Genomic DNA, 16,256 nt, shown 5'->3' on the forward strand with positions numbered 1-16,256 from the left:
TTCTTTGTTGCTGAACGATGTCCCTGCGTGGCGGCTATTATCGCTATCCGGCGAGTGTTTTTGACCGATTATAGCCCACGGAGTTGTTTCAAGGTGTGTATGGCAATTGCGTGGGCGGATACCGCGTGAACCAGAAGACTCCTTTATGTTTTTACCCTGAGTTTGGGGGGCATCGTCTGTCTGGAAAAAAATAATGTTAATGTATCGTTAATCTAGTTAGGGTATTGCATCTGTAGCACGCCCAGTTCGCCGCAATGGGGCGGACTGATTACCGCCGTCGGACATTAGCCGAAAATTTCGGCGGTTGCCCACAAAGCGTGACGGGGCAAGTGGAAGGATAGGTATCTGCGCCTATGCTGAAAGTAAAGCACCGAAACGCCTGACAGGGCATTAGCGGCAGACTGGAAGAAAAGGCCCAGACGCGATCGTTAAGGAAATCTGTTCATATCTCAGGGAAATGCTTCGCGTTCTTCGGGGATTATCGACGTTGACGAAGGAACAGCACTATGTTTATCGATCTGAGAGACAAAATGGTATCGGTATTAGCCAGAATCCGTGAAAGAGGCTACGGACCGGAAGAAGCCATCAATCATATTGTTCAATCTCTGGGCAGCCGTTACAGCGATGTGTCCAAAGTCAATGTGCTGACCTCGAAACTGATTGCCGATGTGATTCATTCCACCTATCAGGATGAAACCTCACCGCTGGAGATAGCGGGGATCATCCGCATCTTGGGTTACGCCAGTTGGGATGTCGTGGGGGGGATTCATGAGCAGTTTCCACAGTTAACCGCAGAGGAAGTCGGGCGATTAATCCTGCATGAAAAGGTTTACCCCACCACTGACCGCGCTGCGTTTATCTCCGCCATGACTTACGGGGGATTCTCCCGCGAGGAAAGCGAGCAGGCAGCGAATAGCCTGTATTCTTGACGTTCACCTCAGGTGGTGTTCGGGCAACGGGTGGTTGATATCAGTACCGCCCGGAACCGTTCTTCGCAACACGCCACCTAACAGAGCGCCCATGAGCATCGTTATCGATTGCCGGGACGTGACTGATGAGGAGAACCCCGATGCAGCAACCTATCCTGACTACCGAGCATCTCGTGCTGCGGCCGTTGTTGGCGCAGGATGTCACCGACGTCTGCGCGCTGTTAAACGGTGATCCCGATATTTCTGCCATGACCCTGCTGATTCCTTACCCCTGCCCGCGTGAAACGGTGGAAAACTGGATTGCCGGGATGCAGGAGAACTGGGAACAACGCAAAGGTGTGGTTTACGCCATTTGCTTGTCCCGCAGCCAGCAAATCATCGGTTCGATTTCGCTGGTTTCGCTGGAAACCGCACAACCGGAAATCGGCTACTGGCTGGGAGCGGATTTCCGGCATCACGGGTTTAGTACCGAGGCCAGCCGGGCGCTGTGCCAGTTTGCGTTCAATCAACTGGGGATCGAAAAAATCTACGGTTGTCATCTGCCACAAAATGTAGCGTCCGGCCGGGTGCTGCTTAAATGTGGTTTTCACTCGTTGGGGATGCGCCATGTGTTCCTGGCCTCTCACCAACGGCAGGAAACTGTTGCCGTGTATATGATGGACATCGCCTCCGTTCACTTTTCTGCCTAACCCGTTGCTTCTTTCTTGTGCACGCTGAGTAAATTTGGTGCACGCAGGATCTCATTCCACCTGACACAGGATCGTGGCTTGATGCCATCGATCCTCTTTTACTGTTTTATTTTCAGCCAGATAGGTTTTTTTCTCACCAGGTCGTCAGATTGGCACCGTTACTGCATTTATTCCATTGTTACGAAAACAATTCCGTTATAACGTAAAATGGTGGCAATATGAACAAGACTGCATTTTCAGGGAAAACCAGCAAACGGTCAGGGAAAATCAAAAAACAGGCGGGTTGTGCGCTCGGCGGTCTGATGCTGATGGCGTATGCCTTGTCCGGTCAGGCAGCCAAACTGGAGGATGTACTCAAACGCGGGTACGTGGTTGTCGGCACCGGCAGCACCAACGCTCCCTGGGGATTTCAGGGTGCGGATGGTCAGTTGCAGGGCTTTGATATCGATGTGGCGCGCATTCTTGCCAAAGGGTTGTTCAATGATCCGAACAAGGTGCAGTTCGTGCAGCAATCGTCCGACGCCCGTATTCCCAACCTGCTGACCGACAAGGTGGATTTGACCTGTCAGGCGATGACGGTTACCGCCCAGCGAGCCCAGCAGGTGGCGTTTACCATTCCCTATTACCGTGAAGGGGTGGCGTTGCTGCTGCTGGCTAACAGCAAATATCAGCAACTGGATGACATGAACGCCGCTGGTACGTCGCTGCGGGTGGCGGTGCTGCAAAACGTGTATGCCGAACAATTGGTGCATCAGGCGCTGCCCAAGGCCACGGTGTCGCAGTACGACAGTGTTGACTTGATGTATCAGGCGCTGAACTCCGGCCGGGCTGATGCGGTTGCTACCGACCAGTCTTCGGCGCGCTGGCTGATGGTGCAAACCCCTGGGCGTTACCACTCGCCGGATTATGCCTGGAGCCCACAAACCTACTCCTGCGCGCTGAAACGGGGTGATCAGGAATGGCTGAATTACATCAATACCGCCTTGCATGAAGCCATGAGCGGGGTGGATTTCGGTGACTACGCCGCCGCCTATAAGAAATGGTTTGGCGTCACGCTGCCGTCACCGGCAATCGGTTTTCCGGTGGAATACAAATGAGGGAGCGGCACCGGGCGTGGTCAACGCCCGGTGCTGAGGTAATGCGATGAATTATCAACTGAATTTCACGCCGGTCTGGCAAAACCTGGATGTGCTGTTATCCGGGTTGTGGCTGGGGCTAGCGCTGTCGCTGGTGTCGATTCTGCTGGGATGTGTGCTGGGGCTGCTGGCGGCGTTCGGTTCGTTATCCCGCCACCGCGGATGGCGTTGGCTGTCATTGGGCTATGTCACCGTGGTGCGCAACCTACCGATCCTAATTTTGATCCTGCTGGTTTACTTTGCGCTGCCAGGCATCGGCATCATGCTCGACCAGATAGGATCATTTATTGTTACGTTATCTTTCTACGCCGGTGCCTATCTCACCGAAGTGTTCCGGGCCGGGCTACTTAACATTCCGGCGGGTCAGCGTGAGGCCGGGCAGGCCATTGGGCTAACGGAGTGGCAAATCAAACGCTGGATCATCATCCCGGTGATGTTTCGCAACGTACTGCCGTCGCTGGGCAACAACTTCATCTCCCTGTTCAAGGACACCTCGCTGGCTGCCGCCATCGCGGTGCCGGAACTCACGTTCTATGCGCGCAAAATCAATCTGGAAAGCTACCGGGTGATTGAAACCTGGCTGGTGACCAGCCTGCTGTACATCGTGAGTTGTTATCTGATCGCCAGTGTGCTGCGGCTACTGGAGAAGCGCCTGTCACTGGCGCATCAGGAGAAATCATCATGAACGATCCTTTTAGCTGGTGGTATCAACTGTGGCAGGCGAAATCGACGCTGGCCCAGGGGTTTCTGGTCACGCTCAGTAGTTCGCTGCTGGCGATTCTGGCGGGCAGTGTGGCCGGGGCATGGGTTGGGCTGGCGATGACTTTCGGTCAGCGCACCTTGCGGTGGTTGTTTCGTTTTTACATTGACGTGATACGCGGCACACCGGTGCTGGTTCTGGTGCTGGCCTGTTTTTATATCGCACCGGCGCTGGGGTGGTCTATCGGCGCATTTGAGGCCGGGGTGCTGGCTTTGGCGTTGTTTTGCAGTTCACACGTGGCGGAGATCATCCGCGGCGCGCTACAGGCGGTGCCAAAAGGACAAAGCGAGGCGGCCAAAGCTATCGGCCTGACTTTCTGGCAGGACCTGCGTTACGTGCAACTGCCGCAGGCGTTGCGGCAAATCCTGCCGACCTGGGTGAATTCGGCGGCGGAAATCGTCAAAGCCTCGACGCTGCTGTCGGTGATTGGCGTGGCGGATTTGCTGCTGAGTTCACAGCAGGTGATTGCCCGCACCTTTATGACGCTGCAGTTCTACGCCTTTGCCGGGCTGCTGTTTTTTATCATCAACTTTTCCATCGAGTGCGTGGGGCGCTATCTGGAAAAACGAGTGAGGTTGCCATGAGTCACACGGATACCCTAACCGCCTCGCAGCCGCTGCTGCGCATCACCGACCTGCACAAACGTTACGGCGAGGTCGAGGTGCTCAAAGGCGTGGAACTGACCATGCACAAAGGCGATGTGGTGACGCTGATTGGCTCCAGCGGTTCGGGAAAAACCACACTGCTACGTTGCGTCAACCTGTTGGAAGAGTTTCAGACTGGCGAAATCCGGCTCAACGATCAGCCCATCGGTTACTACCACCGTAACGAACAACGCCTGCGCCATCCGGACCGGGTCATCGCGCAACACCGCGCCATGACCGGAATGGCCTTTCAACAGTTCAACCTGTTCCCGCATTTGACGGCACTGGAAAACGTGACACTGGGGCTGCTGAAGGTAAAACGCCTGCCGAAAGACGATGCTATCGCTATTGCTGAACGCTGGCTGGAGCGGGTTGGGCTACTGGCGCGGCGACATCATCGGCCGGGGCAGTTGTCCGGCGGTCAGCAGCAGCGCGTTGCCATTGCGCGTGCCATCGCCATGAACCCCAGCCTGATGCTGTTTGACGAAGTAACCTCGGCCCTGGACCCGGAACTGGTGGGAGAAGTGCTGGCGGTGGTGAAAAGCCTGGCTGAAGACGGCATGACTATGTTGCTGGTCACTCACGAGATGCGTTTCGCTTACGAGGTGTCAGATCGCATCATTTTCATGAATCAGGGGCGGATTGAAGAACAGGGGACACCGGAACAGCTATTTCATCACCCGGCGTCGCCGCGTTTAGCCGAGTTCCTGAAGCATTCGCATATTTGAACAGATATCCATTTTTGAACACGCATAATTTAAGGAGTGCGACATGAGTATTATCCGTTATGGTGCCGGGGAGAAAGGCGCAGGGGGCCAGCCGTTGCCGTTCGCTCGGGCAGTAGAGGCTGACGGCTGGTTGTATGTGTCCGGCCAGGTGGCAATGGAACACGGTGAGATTATCGACGGCGGGATTATCGCCCAGTCTCATCAGGCGATTCAGAACCTGGTCGCTATTTTGCATGAAGCTGGATATGGGCTGGAACACGTGGTCAGGGTGGGTGTCTGGCTGGATGACCCGCGTGATTTCTGGAGTTTTAACCGCGTATTCAGCGAGTATTTCGGCGCGGCGGCTCCAGCTCGCGCCTGTGTTCAGTCCAGTATGATGGTAGATTGTAAAGTCGAAGTGGACTGCGTGGCTTATAAGGCGAAATAGCCGAATGCGTAAGGCAAAATAGCCGAATGCGTAAGGCAAAATAGCCGAATGCGTAAGGCAAAATAGCCGAATGCGGCGGCGCGGTGGTTTTTCGCAGCATAACGACATAATGCAGAACAACGATTTGGGGTAAGGAGCTCCGCAATGACAGCACCCGACATCCGACGCCGGGCCAGGGGAATCGACCGGGCGTTCGATATCCTCGATTTCCTGAAACAGCAGCGTCAGCCGATGCGGCCCAACGATATCGCCAAGGGGATCAATGCCCCGAAATCGACGGTGTACGAGATGGTGGCATTGTTGCAGGAGCGTCGGCTTCTGGAAGCGGTGGGCAATGACGGCATGGTGTATCTGGGGCGGGAGCTCTATTTCCTCGGGCAGGCACATTTAAGTCACTTTGATTTTTCCCGCGAATCGGACCGTTTTTTGCAGCAGATCGTAGCGAAGACCGGCGAAACGGCGCAGATGTGCCTGCTCAACGGGAATAAATACAACGTGGCGCTAATGCGCGAAGGGGAACGGGCGTTTCGTATCTCTGCCGAAGTGGGGCAAGACACACCGATCCCCTGGACGGCGTCGGGGCGGCTGTTGGTCGGCCATCTGAGCGACGATGAGATTCTGGCGTTTATCCCGCCGGATGATTTTCGGCTGCCGAATGGCGAGTGGTTGCCAACAGCGGACTATCTGGCTGAGATCCATCAGGCACGGCAGAGCGGTTTCTTTTCGTTCGACAGCATCGCGGATACCTATACCCACTGTTTTGCCGCCGGTATTTATTCAGCACGTCGCTGTGTCGCCACTTTTTGTATCGTGGCACCACGCGGTGATGCGTATACCCATTATGAACATTATCGGGATGTACTGCTGACATGCGCCCGCGAGATGGAAGCGCGCGTGTCCGGGCAGTGACATCAGAGGGAGTGTGCTATGAGTGAGTCCATTCACGGGCGGGTGGAAAAAGGCGTACCGGTTAGCGGCAATCACTTGCTGAACGGGGTATCACTGCCTGCGCTGGTGCTGCACCAGCGCGAACTGCAACATAATTTGCTGTGGATGCAGCACTATGCCGAACAGCACGGCGCGCAACTGGCACCGCATGGCAAAACCACCATGACGCCGGGGCTGTTTCAGCGGCAACTGGCAGCGGGTGCCTGGGGCATCACGCTGGCGACGGCGGTTCAGTGCGCGGTCGCCTGGCAACATGGTGTGCGGCGTATTCTGATGGCGAACCAATTGGTCGGCGCGGCTAACATGGCGTTGATTGCCCGGCTGCTGAAGGATGGCGACGGGGAGTTTCATTGCCTGGTGGATAGCCCGGATAACGTGCGGCAACTGGGCGAGTTTTTTGCCGCCGAAGGGGTACGGCTGCACGTTATGCTGGAACTGGGGGTGCCCGGCGGGCGTTGTGGTTGCCGTACCCCGGAACAGACCGCGGCGGTGCTGGCGGAAATTGCCGCTCAACCTGCGCTGGTACTCAGCGGCATTGAGGGTTATGAAGGGGTGATCCACGGCGAGCAGGCGACGGCGGCGATCCGTCAATTTGCCCGTCATCTGGTGGAAACAGCGGTTGAGCTCAACGCGCAAGGGCGATTCGGGGTCGCCAGGCCATACGTTACCGCGTCCGGGTCCGCCTGGTATGACCTAATCGCCAGTGAATTCCAGCGCTTGCAGGCAGTCGGGCAGTTTCAGCCGTTGCTGCGGCCGGGGTGTTATCTGGTGCATGACCACGGTTTGTACAAAACCTCGCAGGCAGCGCTGTTGCACCGACATCCGGAGCTGGATGGCGCGCTGTTGCCTGCGATGGAGGTTTGGGCTCATGTGCAGTCGCTGCCGGAGCCGGGGTGCGCGATTGTGGCGCTGGGCAAACGTGATGTGGCGTTTGACGCCGGGCTACCGGTGCCGCTGCGCGCCTACGGCATCAGCCGTCAATCGTGCGAACCGGTGCCGCTGGATGACGGTTTTTCTGTAACAGCGATGATGGACCAACATGCGTTTATGCGTATTCCCGCGGACCACGGCTTGCAGGTGGGGGATGTCATCGCGTTTGGCGCGTCGCACCCGTGTCTGACCTTTGACAAATGGCGCTATGTCACGCTGGTGGATGAACAGCTAAACGTGGTGGAAACGCTGCCTACCTATTTCTAATGTTACCTATTTCTCACGTTACCGATTCCTAACGTAGGGCCGGTTATCTCACGTGTTGGCCGAGTCTCGCAATGAGGGCGAGGTTCGGCCGCCTTCTCACGGTCTGTTTTATTTCTGTAGCAGCAAACGAAGACCTAATACCGCCATCACGGTGCCGCTGAGGCGATCAAACAGCGTCCTGAATCGCAGGTAGACGCTGCGCGGCCTGCTGGAGGAAAGCAGCAGCGCCACCAGTGCGTACCACAGAAAATCGATCACAAATGCCAGCAGCGGCAGCGCCGCGTACATCCAGCGAGCAATGTGCTGGCTGAGCAACGCGGCGAACACCCCGCCGAATACCAGCGCGGTATTAGGGTTACTGAGTTGCGTTAACAGCCCTTGCCGGAAGGCTCGCCCCTGATGCGGGGTTGCGTTGTGATGCGAACTCGGTGCCACGCCGCCCGGTTTGGCGCGAAACAGTTTGTACGCCAGATAGAGCAGGTAAATTCCGCCGATGGTTTTCAGCGCCTGATACAGCCAGGGCACCGCCAGCAACAGCGATTGCAGACCCAGCAACGCTATCAGCGCGAAGATGGCTGCGCCAACCCCCATACCCAGCGAAACGGCAAGCCCATTACGCCGGGATGAACCCAGGGCGGTGCTTGCCACCAAAATAAAGCTTTGCCCCGGTGACATGGCTCCGAGTGCCAGCACCCCACCAATTGCCACGATAGTCAGTACGTCATTTCCCATTCCTGATGCCCCTGTTGCAACCCGTGCTTATCTTTATCCTCTTTTTATGAATTGGCGTAAACTGGCGCGATTCAACAGGTATCCAGGATAAGGACTATGAAACTACGCGCCACGCTGCTGGCGGGCTCGGTATTACTGACCGGGTGTGACCTGAAATCGGCCGCAGAGCCGGTCAACCCGGTGCTGGCCGGGCTTTCCAATATTTTCGGTTTTGATGCATTACGGGGAAAAGTGAAACACTTTACACAAACTCAGACCGATGAAGCAGGCAAGGTGACCGCCTATGTCGAAGGCGAGTTTGATGCAGACGGATGCCTTGCTGCGTTACGCACGTATCAACCTTCGATGAACCTTGACCTGGATCTGGTGCGAGACGGGAAAAAGCTGGTCGACAAGAGTGAACATCAGGCGCTGTTTGAACTGACGGATCTCTGCCAGTTGGCAAAGACTACCGACGGCCGCCTAAGCTACCGCTCGAACGACCAGCACTTTATTACCGAGGTAATTTACCGTGACCAGCCGACTCCGCTGGCGGCGTATCAGTATGATGATGAAGGTTTTCCGGTCAGCATGACGTTTGTTTCGCCACAGAGCGGCAAGGTGAGCACAGTGGTGATGCAAAACGATGCACCGGCTAAAAAGCGGCTCGATGCAACGGTTATCGTGACGGAAAACAACGAGCAGGTCAGCGTGACCCGCACCAGTTGCCAGTATGACCAGCACGCCAACCCGCGCCAGTGTCAGGTGCTGGTATCCGTGGGCAAGGGGGCCGCACAGACGGTTAGCACGCTGACCCACACCACCAAAATCGACTATTACCCGTGACCCGTATCACCCGCCATACGCCGGGGGAATCCGTACCTTGTTTTCAACGCAGAAGATACGGATTCGCCACGGTATGATTTAAGGCGTGACATGGAAGAAATCGATGTCAACGCTTCCCCGGCTGAGAGAGGAAGGCTGTGACAATGCATACAACCCGACTTTGGCACCGACCCATTTCCCCGGCCCGGCGGCGAAAGGCTCCCCGACTGGGGTAAAATCACCGTCAGTCGTGCGCCACGCGAATTGGCAGCGCGCGTTCGGTAGCACCGTCACCCGCAGTTCCAGTGTTCGAGACGCTTCAAAAGGCAATATCGCGCCGGTGTACTGGCGTAGTTCCTGCGTGTCGGTCATCCAGCCATAGCTGCTTGTCAGCACGACGCCGTTTGCCGTTTTTTCCAGCCCCAGAAACGCGAAGCGCTCACCATAAACGGTAAGCCCACAGCGGTCGCCGACGTTTTGCAACATCGCGTGCAGCCGGGTGGTAACGACAAAGGTTTCGGCCGGGAATTTCTGCATCAACAGGTTGGGAACGTCGTACCAGGAAGGTATGTCCTGACGCAGTGGCATCGGCTGGCAAAACAGCCGCAGCCCTGGCTGGCACAGTTCATACCAGCCTGCATCGGGGTTGGCCTGCCATTGCCATTGCAGACCGAGGCGAGCGCCGGTGAAATCATCGGACGTTGCCGGTTGCGAGCAGGCGATGTCTTCCTTGACGGTGGGTTTTAGCGCTTCGGCCACCGGTTCACCCGGCGCGCCGTCAATCGGCTGGTTGCCGATGAGCGGCCAGTCATCCCGCCATTGCATTGGTTGCAGGTGCACGACGCGGCCGTAGGCGTGGCAGTCCTGAAAATGCACGAACCAGCTTTCGCCGTTTTCCAGTTCAACCCAGCCCCCCTGATGGGGGCCGTTAACGGCGGAAGTCCCTTGATGCAACACAACGCGTTCTTGCCACGGCCCCTGTAGTGATGCGGCACGCAGCACGGTTTGCCAGCCGGTGGGGACACCGCCTGCCGGGGCAAAAATGTAGTACCAGCCATTTCGCTTGTAGAGTTTCGGGCCTTCCAGCGTCGGCTGACTGGCGGTGCCGTCGACAATAATCCGGCCTTCATCCAGTAGCTGACGGCCGTCGCTGCTCATCCGGCACAGTTGAAGCTGGTGCTTGCGCCCACTGCGGCTGAAAGCAAAAGCGTGAACCAACCAGGCGTTGCCGTCGTCGTCCCAGAATGGGCAAGGGTCGATCCAGCCTTTGGCTGCTTTCACGCAATGCGGTGCGCTCCACTCACCGCGCGGATCGTCGGTCTGGCACATGAAGATCCCTTCGTCCGGCGTGCTGAAAAACACCCAGAATTTCCCTGCGTGATAGCGGATGCTGGGGGCCCAAACGCCTTTTCCTGGCTGGAATGTCTCGTAGCCCGGCAGGTCGAAACGTGCAAATACATGGTTGATCAGCGTCCAGTTCACCAGATCCCGCGAATGCAGAATCGGCAGCGCTGGCATGTGGTTAAAGCTGGACGACACCAGGTAAACATCATCGCCTACCCGCACGATATCCGGGTCGGAATAGTCGGCGAACAGAATGGGGTTGCGGTAACGGCCGTTACCCCGATCCGGGTTCCAGGGGGATATCCTTAATGAAGGTTCCACGTACTTGTCTCCTTTACGGTCAGGCCGCGCCACGCGGGGTCAGGTGGGGGGTAACGCTGTCGTCCTGCGTGGGTGCAGCTTGCTGTGCAGCATGGCGTTGTGCGAGGTCAGCCTGGATTTGCTCCATAGTCTTGTCATCCAGTTTATAGAAACGGGTTAACCAGTACAGAACCAGATAGGACAGCGACGGGCCGATACTCAGCAGGCCAATGATGCCGGTGGTGGCAAGCGACGTCTGGGTGGGTGACCCCGCCACATAGCCGAACCAACCCAGGGCGAACCCGACCAGCGCGCCTGCTACCGCCATGCCCAGCTTGAGCGCGAACAGGTTGCCGGAGAAAGACAGGCCGGTGATGCGGCGGCCGGTTTTCCATTCACCGTAGTCGGCGGCATTCGCCATCATGTTCCATTTAAACGGTTGATACATCTGGTGGAAGAAACCAATCAGGAAATAGAGCGGAAAAACTACCGCCAGCCAGGTGGGCGGCACAAAAAACAGCACGACACCGGTAGCAACCAGCAGCAGGTTGATGTTTTTAAACAGGCTAAGGCTGCGGTAGCGTTTAGCGAAATAACCGGCCAGCATGGCACCGATAATGGTGCCGACCACGCTGGTGGTGATAAATGCGCTTTTCATCGCCGTGCCGACAGCACCGGTATGTGCCGGGTCGATCATCAGGTAGGTGGCGTAGTACAGCGTGGCAGCACCACGCATCACGCCCGCCATACTGGAAAAAAAGGTAATGACGGCAACGATGCGCCACTGGTCGTTACTCAGTAGATTTTTCACATCACTCCAGACATTCTGGTCCGTCTCCACCTGTGGATTGATGCGCTCCTGCGTAGTGAAAAAACAGAAAATCAGCATGATGACGGCCAATACACCCATCACCGCCATCGTGCCCTGGTAACCGAGCTGCTTGTCGCCGCGGCCGATCCAATCCACCAGCCATAGCGTTCCCACTGACACCAGCAGCCCGGCGGCGGAAGAGATAGTAAAGCGGTAAGACTGGGCGGAAAGCCGGTCTTTTTCGTCGGTGGTGATGACACCGCCGAGTGAACAGTATGGAATATTGATAAAGGTGTAGAACATCATCAACAGGGTGTAGGTGATGTAGGCGTAGATCAGCTTCCCGGAGCCGGTCAGTTCCGGCGTGGTGTAGGTCAGTACGGCAATGACGGCGTAAGGGACCGCGAACCAGATCAGCCAGGGACGAAAATGTCCCCAGCGGGTACGGGTGCGGTCAGCCAGTAAGCCGATCATAGGGTCGATAACGGCGTCCAGTACGCGGGTTACCAGAAACATTATCCCTACCGCCGCCGCGGAAATGCCATAAATATCGGTATAAAAATAGGTCAGGAACATGGTGACAGAGGAGTAGACGATGCCACAGGCCGCGTCTCCCATGCCGAAACCGATTTTTTCCGCTGTGCTCAACTTGTTATTGTTAGTCATTGGAAACTCCGATGATGGATAAAAGCAGCGTTTGCTTTGTTCCCGCTTATTGTTGTGGTTCGTTGAGCGGGTGACTATTGCGGAATTTCTTATGCCAATTACGTTTACTGTTATCTGTTATACCGCTCACGAATTTGTGGAAGATGAGCCGACAAGAGATAGTGAGAATAGTTTTTTTTGTTTTTAAATACAGCTGATTAACTTATCAGTCAGGTGGCAGGGTGGTATAACAATGTTGCCGTCTTTGGCAGGTTCAGCGACGGTTGGCTGTCTGTGAGCTGTCTGTGAGCTGTCTGTGAGCTGTCGGAGAGCCAATGCCAGGACGTCAATGCCGGTCAGATATGCCCGGCAATCATCCGGTTAGCAGGTCATGATGGTGTTTGCTGTGGCGAAGCTGGGCTGCGAGCGAAACCGGCCGGGCTGCGGTTATTCCGGAGTTAGCCATTCGTCGGCTTCGTTAAACATCTCTTCGATAATCCGGTTAATGGTGGATTTGTCCTGTTTGCTGGCGTTGGAATTGATGGCGTTGGCCTGCATCGGTTTTATCTTGATTTCCGCGTCTGGAAATACCCGATGAATGCGTTTGGCGAGTTCGTTTTTAATCTGCTCCGCCGCGTTGGGTAACCCGCTCACGTTTCTTTTATCGTAAACCAACTCTACGTACATTAGCTGCATCTCCATGAAAAATACTGGCTAAATATACAGCCTTTATCTGAAGGTCTGCAATGAGTTTTTTAGACGCAGGATAGGTGGCCGGTTCCGGCGAACCGTGATATGAGTTTTTCTTCAAGACAAGACGCTTTAGTCATAAAAAGGAGTAACGCATGACCACATTACGCGTGGCACGACCAGTAACGGACCTACAGCGAAGCGAGCGGATGTATGGTGATGGACTGGGGTTGCAGAAATTAAGCTCGTTTGCGCAACACGACGGCTTCAGTGGTGTTATGCTGGGTCGGCGGGGGCTGGCCTGGCACCTTGAGTTTACCGTTTGTCATACTCATCCGGTCATGCCAGCGCCGACGGAAGACGATTTACTGGTGCTGTACATTTCCGATCATGAGGAGTGGCAGACGTCCTGCGATCGCATGGTGCAGGCCGGATTCAGCGTAGTGGCGTCATTTAATCCTTACTGGGAGCGGCAGGGCAAAACTTTCCGTGATCCCGACGGTTACCGGGTGGTGTTGCAGCAAGGGCGCTGGCCGAATGCCGACTTATAACGAAGAGAATAACCATGTATATCATCAATCTGACATACAACGCGCCGCTGGATGACGTGGAAAACTTGCTGGAACGACATGTGACCTGGCTGAAACGGGGATATGAACAAGGCGTGTTTGTGGCATCTGGGCGCAAAAATCCGCGTACCGGGGGGGTGATTCTGGCCAAGAGTATCGAACGGGAAGCACTGGAAGATTTTCTAAAACAGGATCCATTTCAGGCGGTGGCTAACTATGAAGTGATCGACTTCCAGCCGTCCATGACGGTTGATCCTTTCTCGGCCCTCTGCCGCATCTGAGTAACACGCTCCGGTATGCGCCGCGCGCGCACCGGAGCGCATCTATCATTCGCGCACCGAGCTTTGTAGGTTGCTGTCCTGCGCGTGGCGCTCCAGCGCCAGTTCAATCAACTGGGTGATCAGGCTGGTGTAGCCGAGGCCGCTGGCTTCCCACAGTTTCGGGTACATACTGATGTTGGTGAAACCGGGCAGGGTGTTGACTTCATTGACGATGACCTGATTATCCGGTGTCAGAAACACGTCTACCCGCGCCATGCCCTGGCAGTCCAGCGCCTGGAAAGCCCGCAGGGCGACATCGCGGATATGCTGGTGCACTTCGTCGTCCATCGCCGCCGGAATCGCTACCGCAGCGCCATCTTCGTTGATGTATTTGGTGTCGTAAGAGTAGAACTCGTCGTGCAGCACGATTTCGCCACAGAGGCTGGCTTTCGGATAGTCGTTGCCCAGCACCGCGCATTCGATTTCACGGCCGACAATCGCCGACTCCACCAGCACTTTATGGTCGTAGCGGAATGCCAACGCCACCGCCCGCTCAAATTCTGCCTGATTGCGCACCTTGCTGACGCCGACGGACGACCCCTGATTGGCCGGTTTAACAAACAGCGGCAGTCCCAATTGCTCGGTCACGCTGGCATAAGGATGGCGCGCGCGGTTGGCGCGGGTCAGGGTGATAAACGGCGCTATTTGCAGGCCGGTGTCGCGCAGCAAGCGTTTGGTGACGTCTTTGTCCATACTGACGGCAGACCCCAGCACGCTGCTACCGACAAACGGAATGTTTGCCATACGCAACAACCCTTGCAGCGAACCGTCTTCGCCCAGCGTGCCATGAACGATCGGGAAAATGACGTCAATCTGCGACAGTGCGCTGGCGCTGGCGGTATCGATCAGCTGATGATGGGTTTGGCCTGGGATCAGCGCCACGTTTTGACTGGAGCGGTTCAGGGCGATCAGCGCCGGGTTATCGGCGTTAAGCAGATAGTTGGAAGCATCGTTGACGTGCCATTCCCCTTGCTTGTCGATGCCCAACAACACCACATCGAACCGCGTTTTATCAATGGCATCCACAATATTTTTTGCGGACTGCAGTGACACTTCGTGCTCAGAGGATTTACCACCAAAAACCACGCCAACCCGAATTTTACTCATATCACTCTTTCCGTTATGGATCGTTGTACTGTCTGGCGCCAGATAAGACGTCATTTGATCTGTTGTTGCAAGAGTACCACTTCATGCCGCAAGGCGGTAATGCTTGTCAGTTAAGTCGCCCCACCTAACCAGGCTTCATGATCGGCTTTACGCAAGGCGGGGCTGTTTTCCGGCCGCTGTCGCGGGTCTTTCTTGGGTTCTGGCGCAGAAATTGCTCATCTGAAAGAAACTCATGTAAGGAGAGGGTATGCGTACCGGTGTCACGTCGCTCGCGGTTAAGCCGCTGCAACCCTGGTTTGTGATCAATGCCGCCGAGGATTACCTGAAAAAGGCCGTCAGCAACTCGCCGATTGCGCATTTTTATCGTTTTTCGGTGGCAAGGGAACAGCCGGTGACGCTGGCGGTGCCGGACGGCAGCGTGGATATCCTGTTCCATATTAACCGCGCCGCGCCCGTCGTTCGCCTGAACGCGTTGTCGGTCAGGCGCTTTTCTGGCCTTCTTCGCGCTGGCGCAGGCTGTTGCCCTGACGATAGGCCAACGACACCATCAGCGACTGCACCAAACACAGTGTGGCCGACTGGGAGCGGAATGCGTCCACCTGCGCTTCTTTCACCACAAAGCACACATCGCTGAGCGTCGCCAGCGGGCTTAGCTGGCTGTCGGTGATCACTATCTGGCGTGCACCGGCGTTGGCGGCCATTTCGCTCACCATCACCGTTTCCTGTGCATACGGCGAGAAGCTGATCGACACCACGATGTCTTTGGCGTTCAGGCGGCACAGTTGCTCGCGGAACATGCCGCCCAGTCCGTTAACCAGCACCGGTCTGCTCTCCAGATGGCTCAGCGCGTAAGACAGATAAGTGGCAACGCTGAACGAGCGCCGCAGCCCGACGATGTAGATGGTGTCAGCCTGGGCCAGCAGCTCGACCGCTTTTTCCAGGTCTTCCGGCTGGGTACGTGCTGCCAGTTGTTGCATCGCTTGCGCGTTGGAACGGGCGAATTCGTGCAGGATGTCCTGCGGACGTTCCGGCACCGTGTCTTCCATCTCCCGAAACAGCCGCGCCCTGTCGGCGTAGCTGGCGGTTTCCTCCACCAGATTCATGCGGAACAGCTGTTTCATTTCATTGAAACCGCTGAAATCGAAGGCATTGGCAAAGCGGATCAGCGTGGAAGGCGGTACGTCCGCCTGCTCGGCGATCACCGCCACGGTGTCAAATGCCACACTGTTGGTGTTATCCAACACATAGCGTGCCACCTGCTGCAAACGCTTGCTCAGGCTGTCATACCGCGCACGGATCTGCTCCTGTAATTCTCTGAGGCTGGTCGCCATCGCCATAGTGTTGTTCTCCGTCGTTCCGGCGGGATGTCGTTGATCCGATTCTAGTGAGTTGAACCGGCATTTCAAACCGATTTGTTATTTTTTTGATGAAAAATAGAATAAATAATTCAGTTTTTATGGGCGCTGTTTGCTGGTG

General features: G+C 56.1%; 19 protein-coding genes. 12 read left to right on the plus strand and 7 right to left on the minus strand.

The features are described 5' to 3' along the window. Positions 1–506: 506 nt before the first annotated feature. The 9 genes from OB87_RS13515 to OB87_RS13555 all read left to right on the plus strand — a co-directional run bounded on the left by OB87_RS13515 (position 507) and on the right by OB87_RS13555 (position 7,458). Positions 507–929, plus strand: a complete 423-nt coding sequence (locus tag OB87_RS13515) for a hypothetical protein (RefSeq protein ID WP_033569952.1) — start codon at positions 507–509, stop codon at positions 927–929. A 140-nt stretch (positions 930–1,069) separates the two neighbouring features. After that, the gene (locus tag OB87_RS13520) at positions 1,070–1,618 is read left to right on the plus strand and encodes a GNAT family N-acetyltransferase (protein WP_033569953.1); all 549 of its coding nucleotides are present in this window, start codon (positions 1,070–1,072) and stop codon (positions 1,616–1,618) included. 218 nt (positions 1,619–1,836) lie between these two features. Further along, the gene (locus tag OB87_RS13525) at positions 1,837–2,715 is read left to right on the plus strand and encodes a transporter substrate-binding domain-containing protein (RefSeq protein WP_235425283.1); all 879 of its coding nucleotides are present in this window, start codon (positions 1,837–1,839) and stop codon (positions 2,713–2,715) included. 46 nt (positions 2,716–2,761) lie between these two features. Beyond that, positions 2,762–3,439 (plus strand): amino acid ABC transporter permease, encoded by a 678-nt coding sequence (locus tag OB87_RS13530; protein ID WP_033569954.1) that lies wholly within the window; start codon positions 2,762–2,764, stop codon positions 3,437–3,439. Then, positions 3,436–4,098, plus strand: coding sequence for an amino acid ABC transporter permease (locus OB87_RS13535; protein WP_033569955.1), 663 nt, complete (start codon positions 3,436–3,438; stop codon positions 4,096–4,098). Before OB87_RS13530 ends, OB87_RS13535 begins: the two co-directional genes overlap by 4 nt. Further along, positions 4,095–4,886, plus strand: coding sequence for an amino acid ABC transporter ATP-binding protein (locus OB87_RS13540; protein WP_033569956.1), 792 nt, complete (start codon positions 4,095–4,097; stop codon positions 4,884–4,886). Before OB87_RS13535 ends, OB87_RS13540 begins: the two co-directional genes overlap by 4 nt. 43 nt (positions 4,887–4,929) lie before the next feature. After that, positions 4,930–5,313 (plus strand): RidA family protein, encoded by a 384-nt coding sequence (locus OB87_RS13545; protein WP_033569957.1) that lies wholly within the window; start codon positions 4,930–4,932, stop codon positions 5,311–5,313. A 144-nt stretch (positions 5,314–5,457) separates the two neighbouring features. Continuing rightward, positions 5,458–6,222, plus strand: a complete 765-nt coding sequence (locus OB87_RS13550; protein WP_033569958.1) for an IclR family transcriptional regulator — start codon at positions 5,458–5,460, stop codon at positions 6,220–6,222. A gap of 18 nt (positions 6,223–6,240) precedes the next feature. After that, the gene (locus OB87_RS13555) at positions 6,241–7,458 is read left to right on the plus strand and encodes an amino acid deaminase (RefSeq protein ID WP_033569959.1); all 1,218 of its coding nucleotides are present in this window, start codon (positions 6,241–6,243) and stop codon (positions 7,456–7,458) included. Between the two features lie 108 nt (positions 7,459–7,566). On the opposite strand, the gene OB87_RS13560 is transcribed toward OB87_RS13555, so the two are convergent. Continuing rightward, positions 7,567–8,190: a LysE family translocator gene (locus OB87_RS13560; RefSeq protein WP_033569960.1), complete on the minus strand. Its 624-nt coding sequence runs from the start codon at positions 8,188–8,190 to the stop codon at positions 7,567–7,569. Positions 8,191–8,286: 96 nt separating this feature from the next. Here OB87_RS13560 and OB87_RS13565 point away from each other — a divergent pair, with 96 nt between their 5' ends. Further along, entirely contained in the window at positions 8,287–9,015 is a 729-nt protein-coding gene (locus OB87_RS13565; protein WP_033569961.1) for a YnfC family lipoprotein, read from the plus strand. Between the two features lie 78 nt (positions 9,016–9,093). Here the strand turns inward: OB87_RS13565 and OB87_RS13570 are convergent, their stop codons facing one another. The 3 genes from OB87_RS13570 to OB87_RS13580 all read right to left on the minus strand — a co-directional run bounded on the left by OB87_RS13570 (position 9,094) and on the right by OB87_RS13580 (position 12,781). Continuing rightward, on the minus strand, positions 9,094–10,659 hold the full coding sequence (locus tag OB87_RS13570) for a glycoside hydrolase family 43 protein (RefSeq protein ID WP_033569962.1): 1,566 nt from the start codon (positions 10,657–10,659) through the stop codon (positions 9,094–9,096). Between the two features lie 19 nt (positions 10,660–10,678). Further along, positions 10,679–12,115, minus strand: a complete 1,437-nt coding sequence (locus OB87_RS13575) for a glycoside-pentoside-hexuronide (GPH):cation symporter (protein WP_033569963.1) — start codon at positions 12,113–12,115, stop codon at positions 10,679–10,681. Positions 12,116–12,541: 426 nt separating this feature from the next. Then, complete coding sequence (locus tag OB87_RS13580) at positions 12,542–12,781, minus strand: DinI family protein (protein WP_013316433.1); 240 nt, start codon at positions 12,779–12,781, stop codon at positions 12,542–12,544. Between the two features lie 158 nt (positions 12,782–12,939). On the opposite strand from OB87_RS13580, the gene OB87_RS13585 reads away from it, so the two are divergent. Both OB87_RS13585 and OB87_RS13590 read left to right on the plus strand, forming a co-directional pair. Further along, positions 12,940–13,335: a VOC family protein gene (locus OB87_RS13585; RefSeq protein WP_033569964.1), complete on the plus strand. Its 396-nt coding sequence runs from the start codon at positions 12,940–12,942 to the stop codon at positions 13,333–13,335. 14 nt (positions 13,336–13,349) lie between these two features. Then, complete coding sequence (locus tag OB87_RS13590) at positions 13,350–13,634, plus strand: YciI family protein (protein WP_033569965.1); 285 nt, start codon at positions 13,350–13,352, stop codon at positions 13,632–13,634. Between the two features lie 45 nt (positions 13,635–13,679). Here OB87_RS13590 and ddlA read toward each other — a convergent pair whose 3' ends face one another. The 3 genes from ddlA to OB87_RS13605 form a co-directional block, all read right to left on the minus strand. Continuing rightward, positions 13,680–14,780: a D-alanine--D-alanine ligase gene (ddlA, locus tag OB87_RS13595; RefSeq protein ID WP_033569966.1), complete on the minus strand. Its 1,101-nt coding sequence runs from the start codon at positions 14,778–14,780 to the stop codon at positions 13,680–13,682. Positions 14,781–14,904: 124 nt separating this feature from the next. Then, complete coding sequence (locus OB87_RS20850) at positions 14,905–15,216, minus strand: hypothetical protein (protein WP_033569967.1); 312 nt, start codon at positions 15,214–15,216, stop codon at positions 14,905–14,907. 43 nt (positions 15,217–15,259) lie between these two features. Continuing rightward, positions 15,260–16,117, minus strand: coding sequence for a MurR/RpiR family transcriptional regulator (locus OB87_RS13605; RefSeq protein WP_033569968.1), 858 nt, complete (start codon positions 16,115–16,117; stop codon positions 15,260–15,262). Between the last annotated feature and the right edge of the window lie 139 nt (positions 16,118–16,256).

The organism is Dickeya undicola, assembly GCF_000784735.1.
Taxonomy (GTDB): Bacteria; Pseudomonadota; Gammaproteobacteria; order Enterobacterales; family Enterobacteriaceae; genus Dickeya; species Dickeya undicola.

What these genes read in the sequence shown, in the direction of transcription:
- OB87_RS13555 (WP_033569959.1), top strand. Translation starts at nt 6,241, where the DNA reads ATGAGTGAGTCCATTCACGGGCGGGTGGAAAAAGGCGTACCGGTTAGC.
- OB87_RS13560 (WP_033569960.1), bottom strand. Translation starts at nt 8,190, where the DNA reads ATGGGAAATGACGTACTGACTATCGTGGCAATTGGTGGGGTGCTGGCA.
- OB87_RS13535 (WP_033569955.1), top strand. Translation starts at nt 3,436, where the DNA reads ATGAACGATCCTTTTAGCTGGTGGTATCAACTGTGGCAGGCGAAATCG.
- OB87_RS13525 (WP_235425283.1), top strand. Translation starts at nt 1,837, where the DNA reads ATGAACAAGACTGCATTTTCAGGGAAAACCAGCAAACGGTCAGGGAAA.
- OB87_RS13545 (WP_033569957.1), top strand. Translation starts at nt 4,930, where the DNA reads ATGAGTATTATCCGTTATGGTGCCGGGGAGAAAGGCGCAGGGGGCCAG.
- OB87_RS13580 (WP_013316433.1), bottom strand. Translation starts at nt 12,781, where the DNA reads ATGTACGTAGAGTTGGTTTACGATAAAAGAAACGTGAGCGGGTTACCC.
- OB87_RS13520 (WP_033569953.1), top strand. Translation starts at nt 1,070, where the DNA reads ATGCAGCAACCTATCCTGACTACCGAGCATCTCGTGCTGCGGCCGTTG.
- OB87_RS13605 (WP_033569968.1), bottom strand. Translation starts at nt 16,117, where the DNA reads ATGGCGATGGCGACCAGCCTCAGAGAATTACAGGAGCAGATCCGTGCG.
- OB87_RS13575 (WP_033569963.1), bottom strand. Translation starts at nt 12,115, where the DNA reads ATGACTAACAATAACAAGTTGAGCACAGCGGAAAAAATCGGTTTCGGC.
- ddlA (WP_033569966.1), bottom strand. Translation starts at nt 14,780, where the DNA reads ATGAGTAAAATTCGGGTTGGCGTGGTTTTTGGTGGTAAATCCTCTGAG.
- OB87_RS13565 (WP_033569961.1), top strand. Translation starts at nt 8,287, where the DNA reads ATGAAACTACGCGCCACGCTGCTGGCGGGCTCGGTATTACTGACCGGG.
- OB87_RS13585 (WP_033569964.1), top strand. Translation starts at nt 12,940, where the DNA reads ATGACCACATTACGCGTGGCACGACCAGTAACGGACCTACAGCGAAGC.
- OB87_RS20850 (WP_033569967.1), bottom strand. Translation starts at nt 15,216, where the DNA reads ATGGAACAGGATATCCACGCTGCCGTCCGGCACCGCCAGCGTCACCGG.
- OB87_RS13530 (WP_033569954.1), top strand. Translation starts at nt 2,762, where the DNA reads ATGAATTATCAACTGAATTTCACGCCGGTCTGGCAAAACCTGGATGTG.
- OB87_RS13515 (WP_033569952.1), top strand. Translation starts at nt 507, where the DNA reads ATGTTTATCGATCTGAGAGACAAAATGGTATCGGTATTAGCCAGAATC.
- OB87_RS13550 (WP_033569958.1), top strand. Translation starts at nt 5,458, where the DNA reads ATGACAGCACCCGACATCCGACGCCGGGCCAGGGGAATCGACCGGGCG.
- OB87_RS13590 (WP_033569965.1), top strand. Translation starts at nt 13,350, where the DNA reads ATGTATATCATCAATCTGACATACAACGCGCCGCTGGATGACGTGGAA.
- OB87_RS13540 (WP_033569956.1), top strand. Translation starts at nt 4,095, where the DNA reads ATGAGTCACACGGATACCCTAACCGCCTCGCAGCCGCTGCTGCGCATC.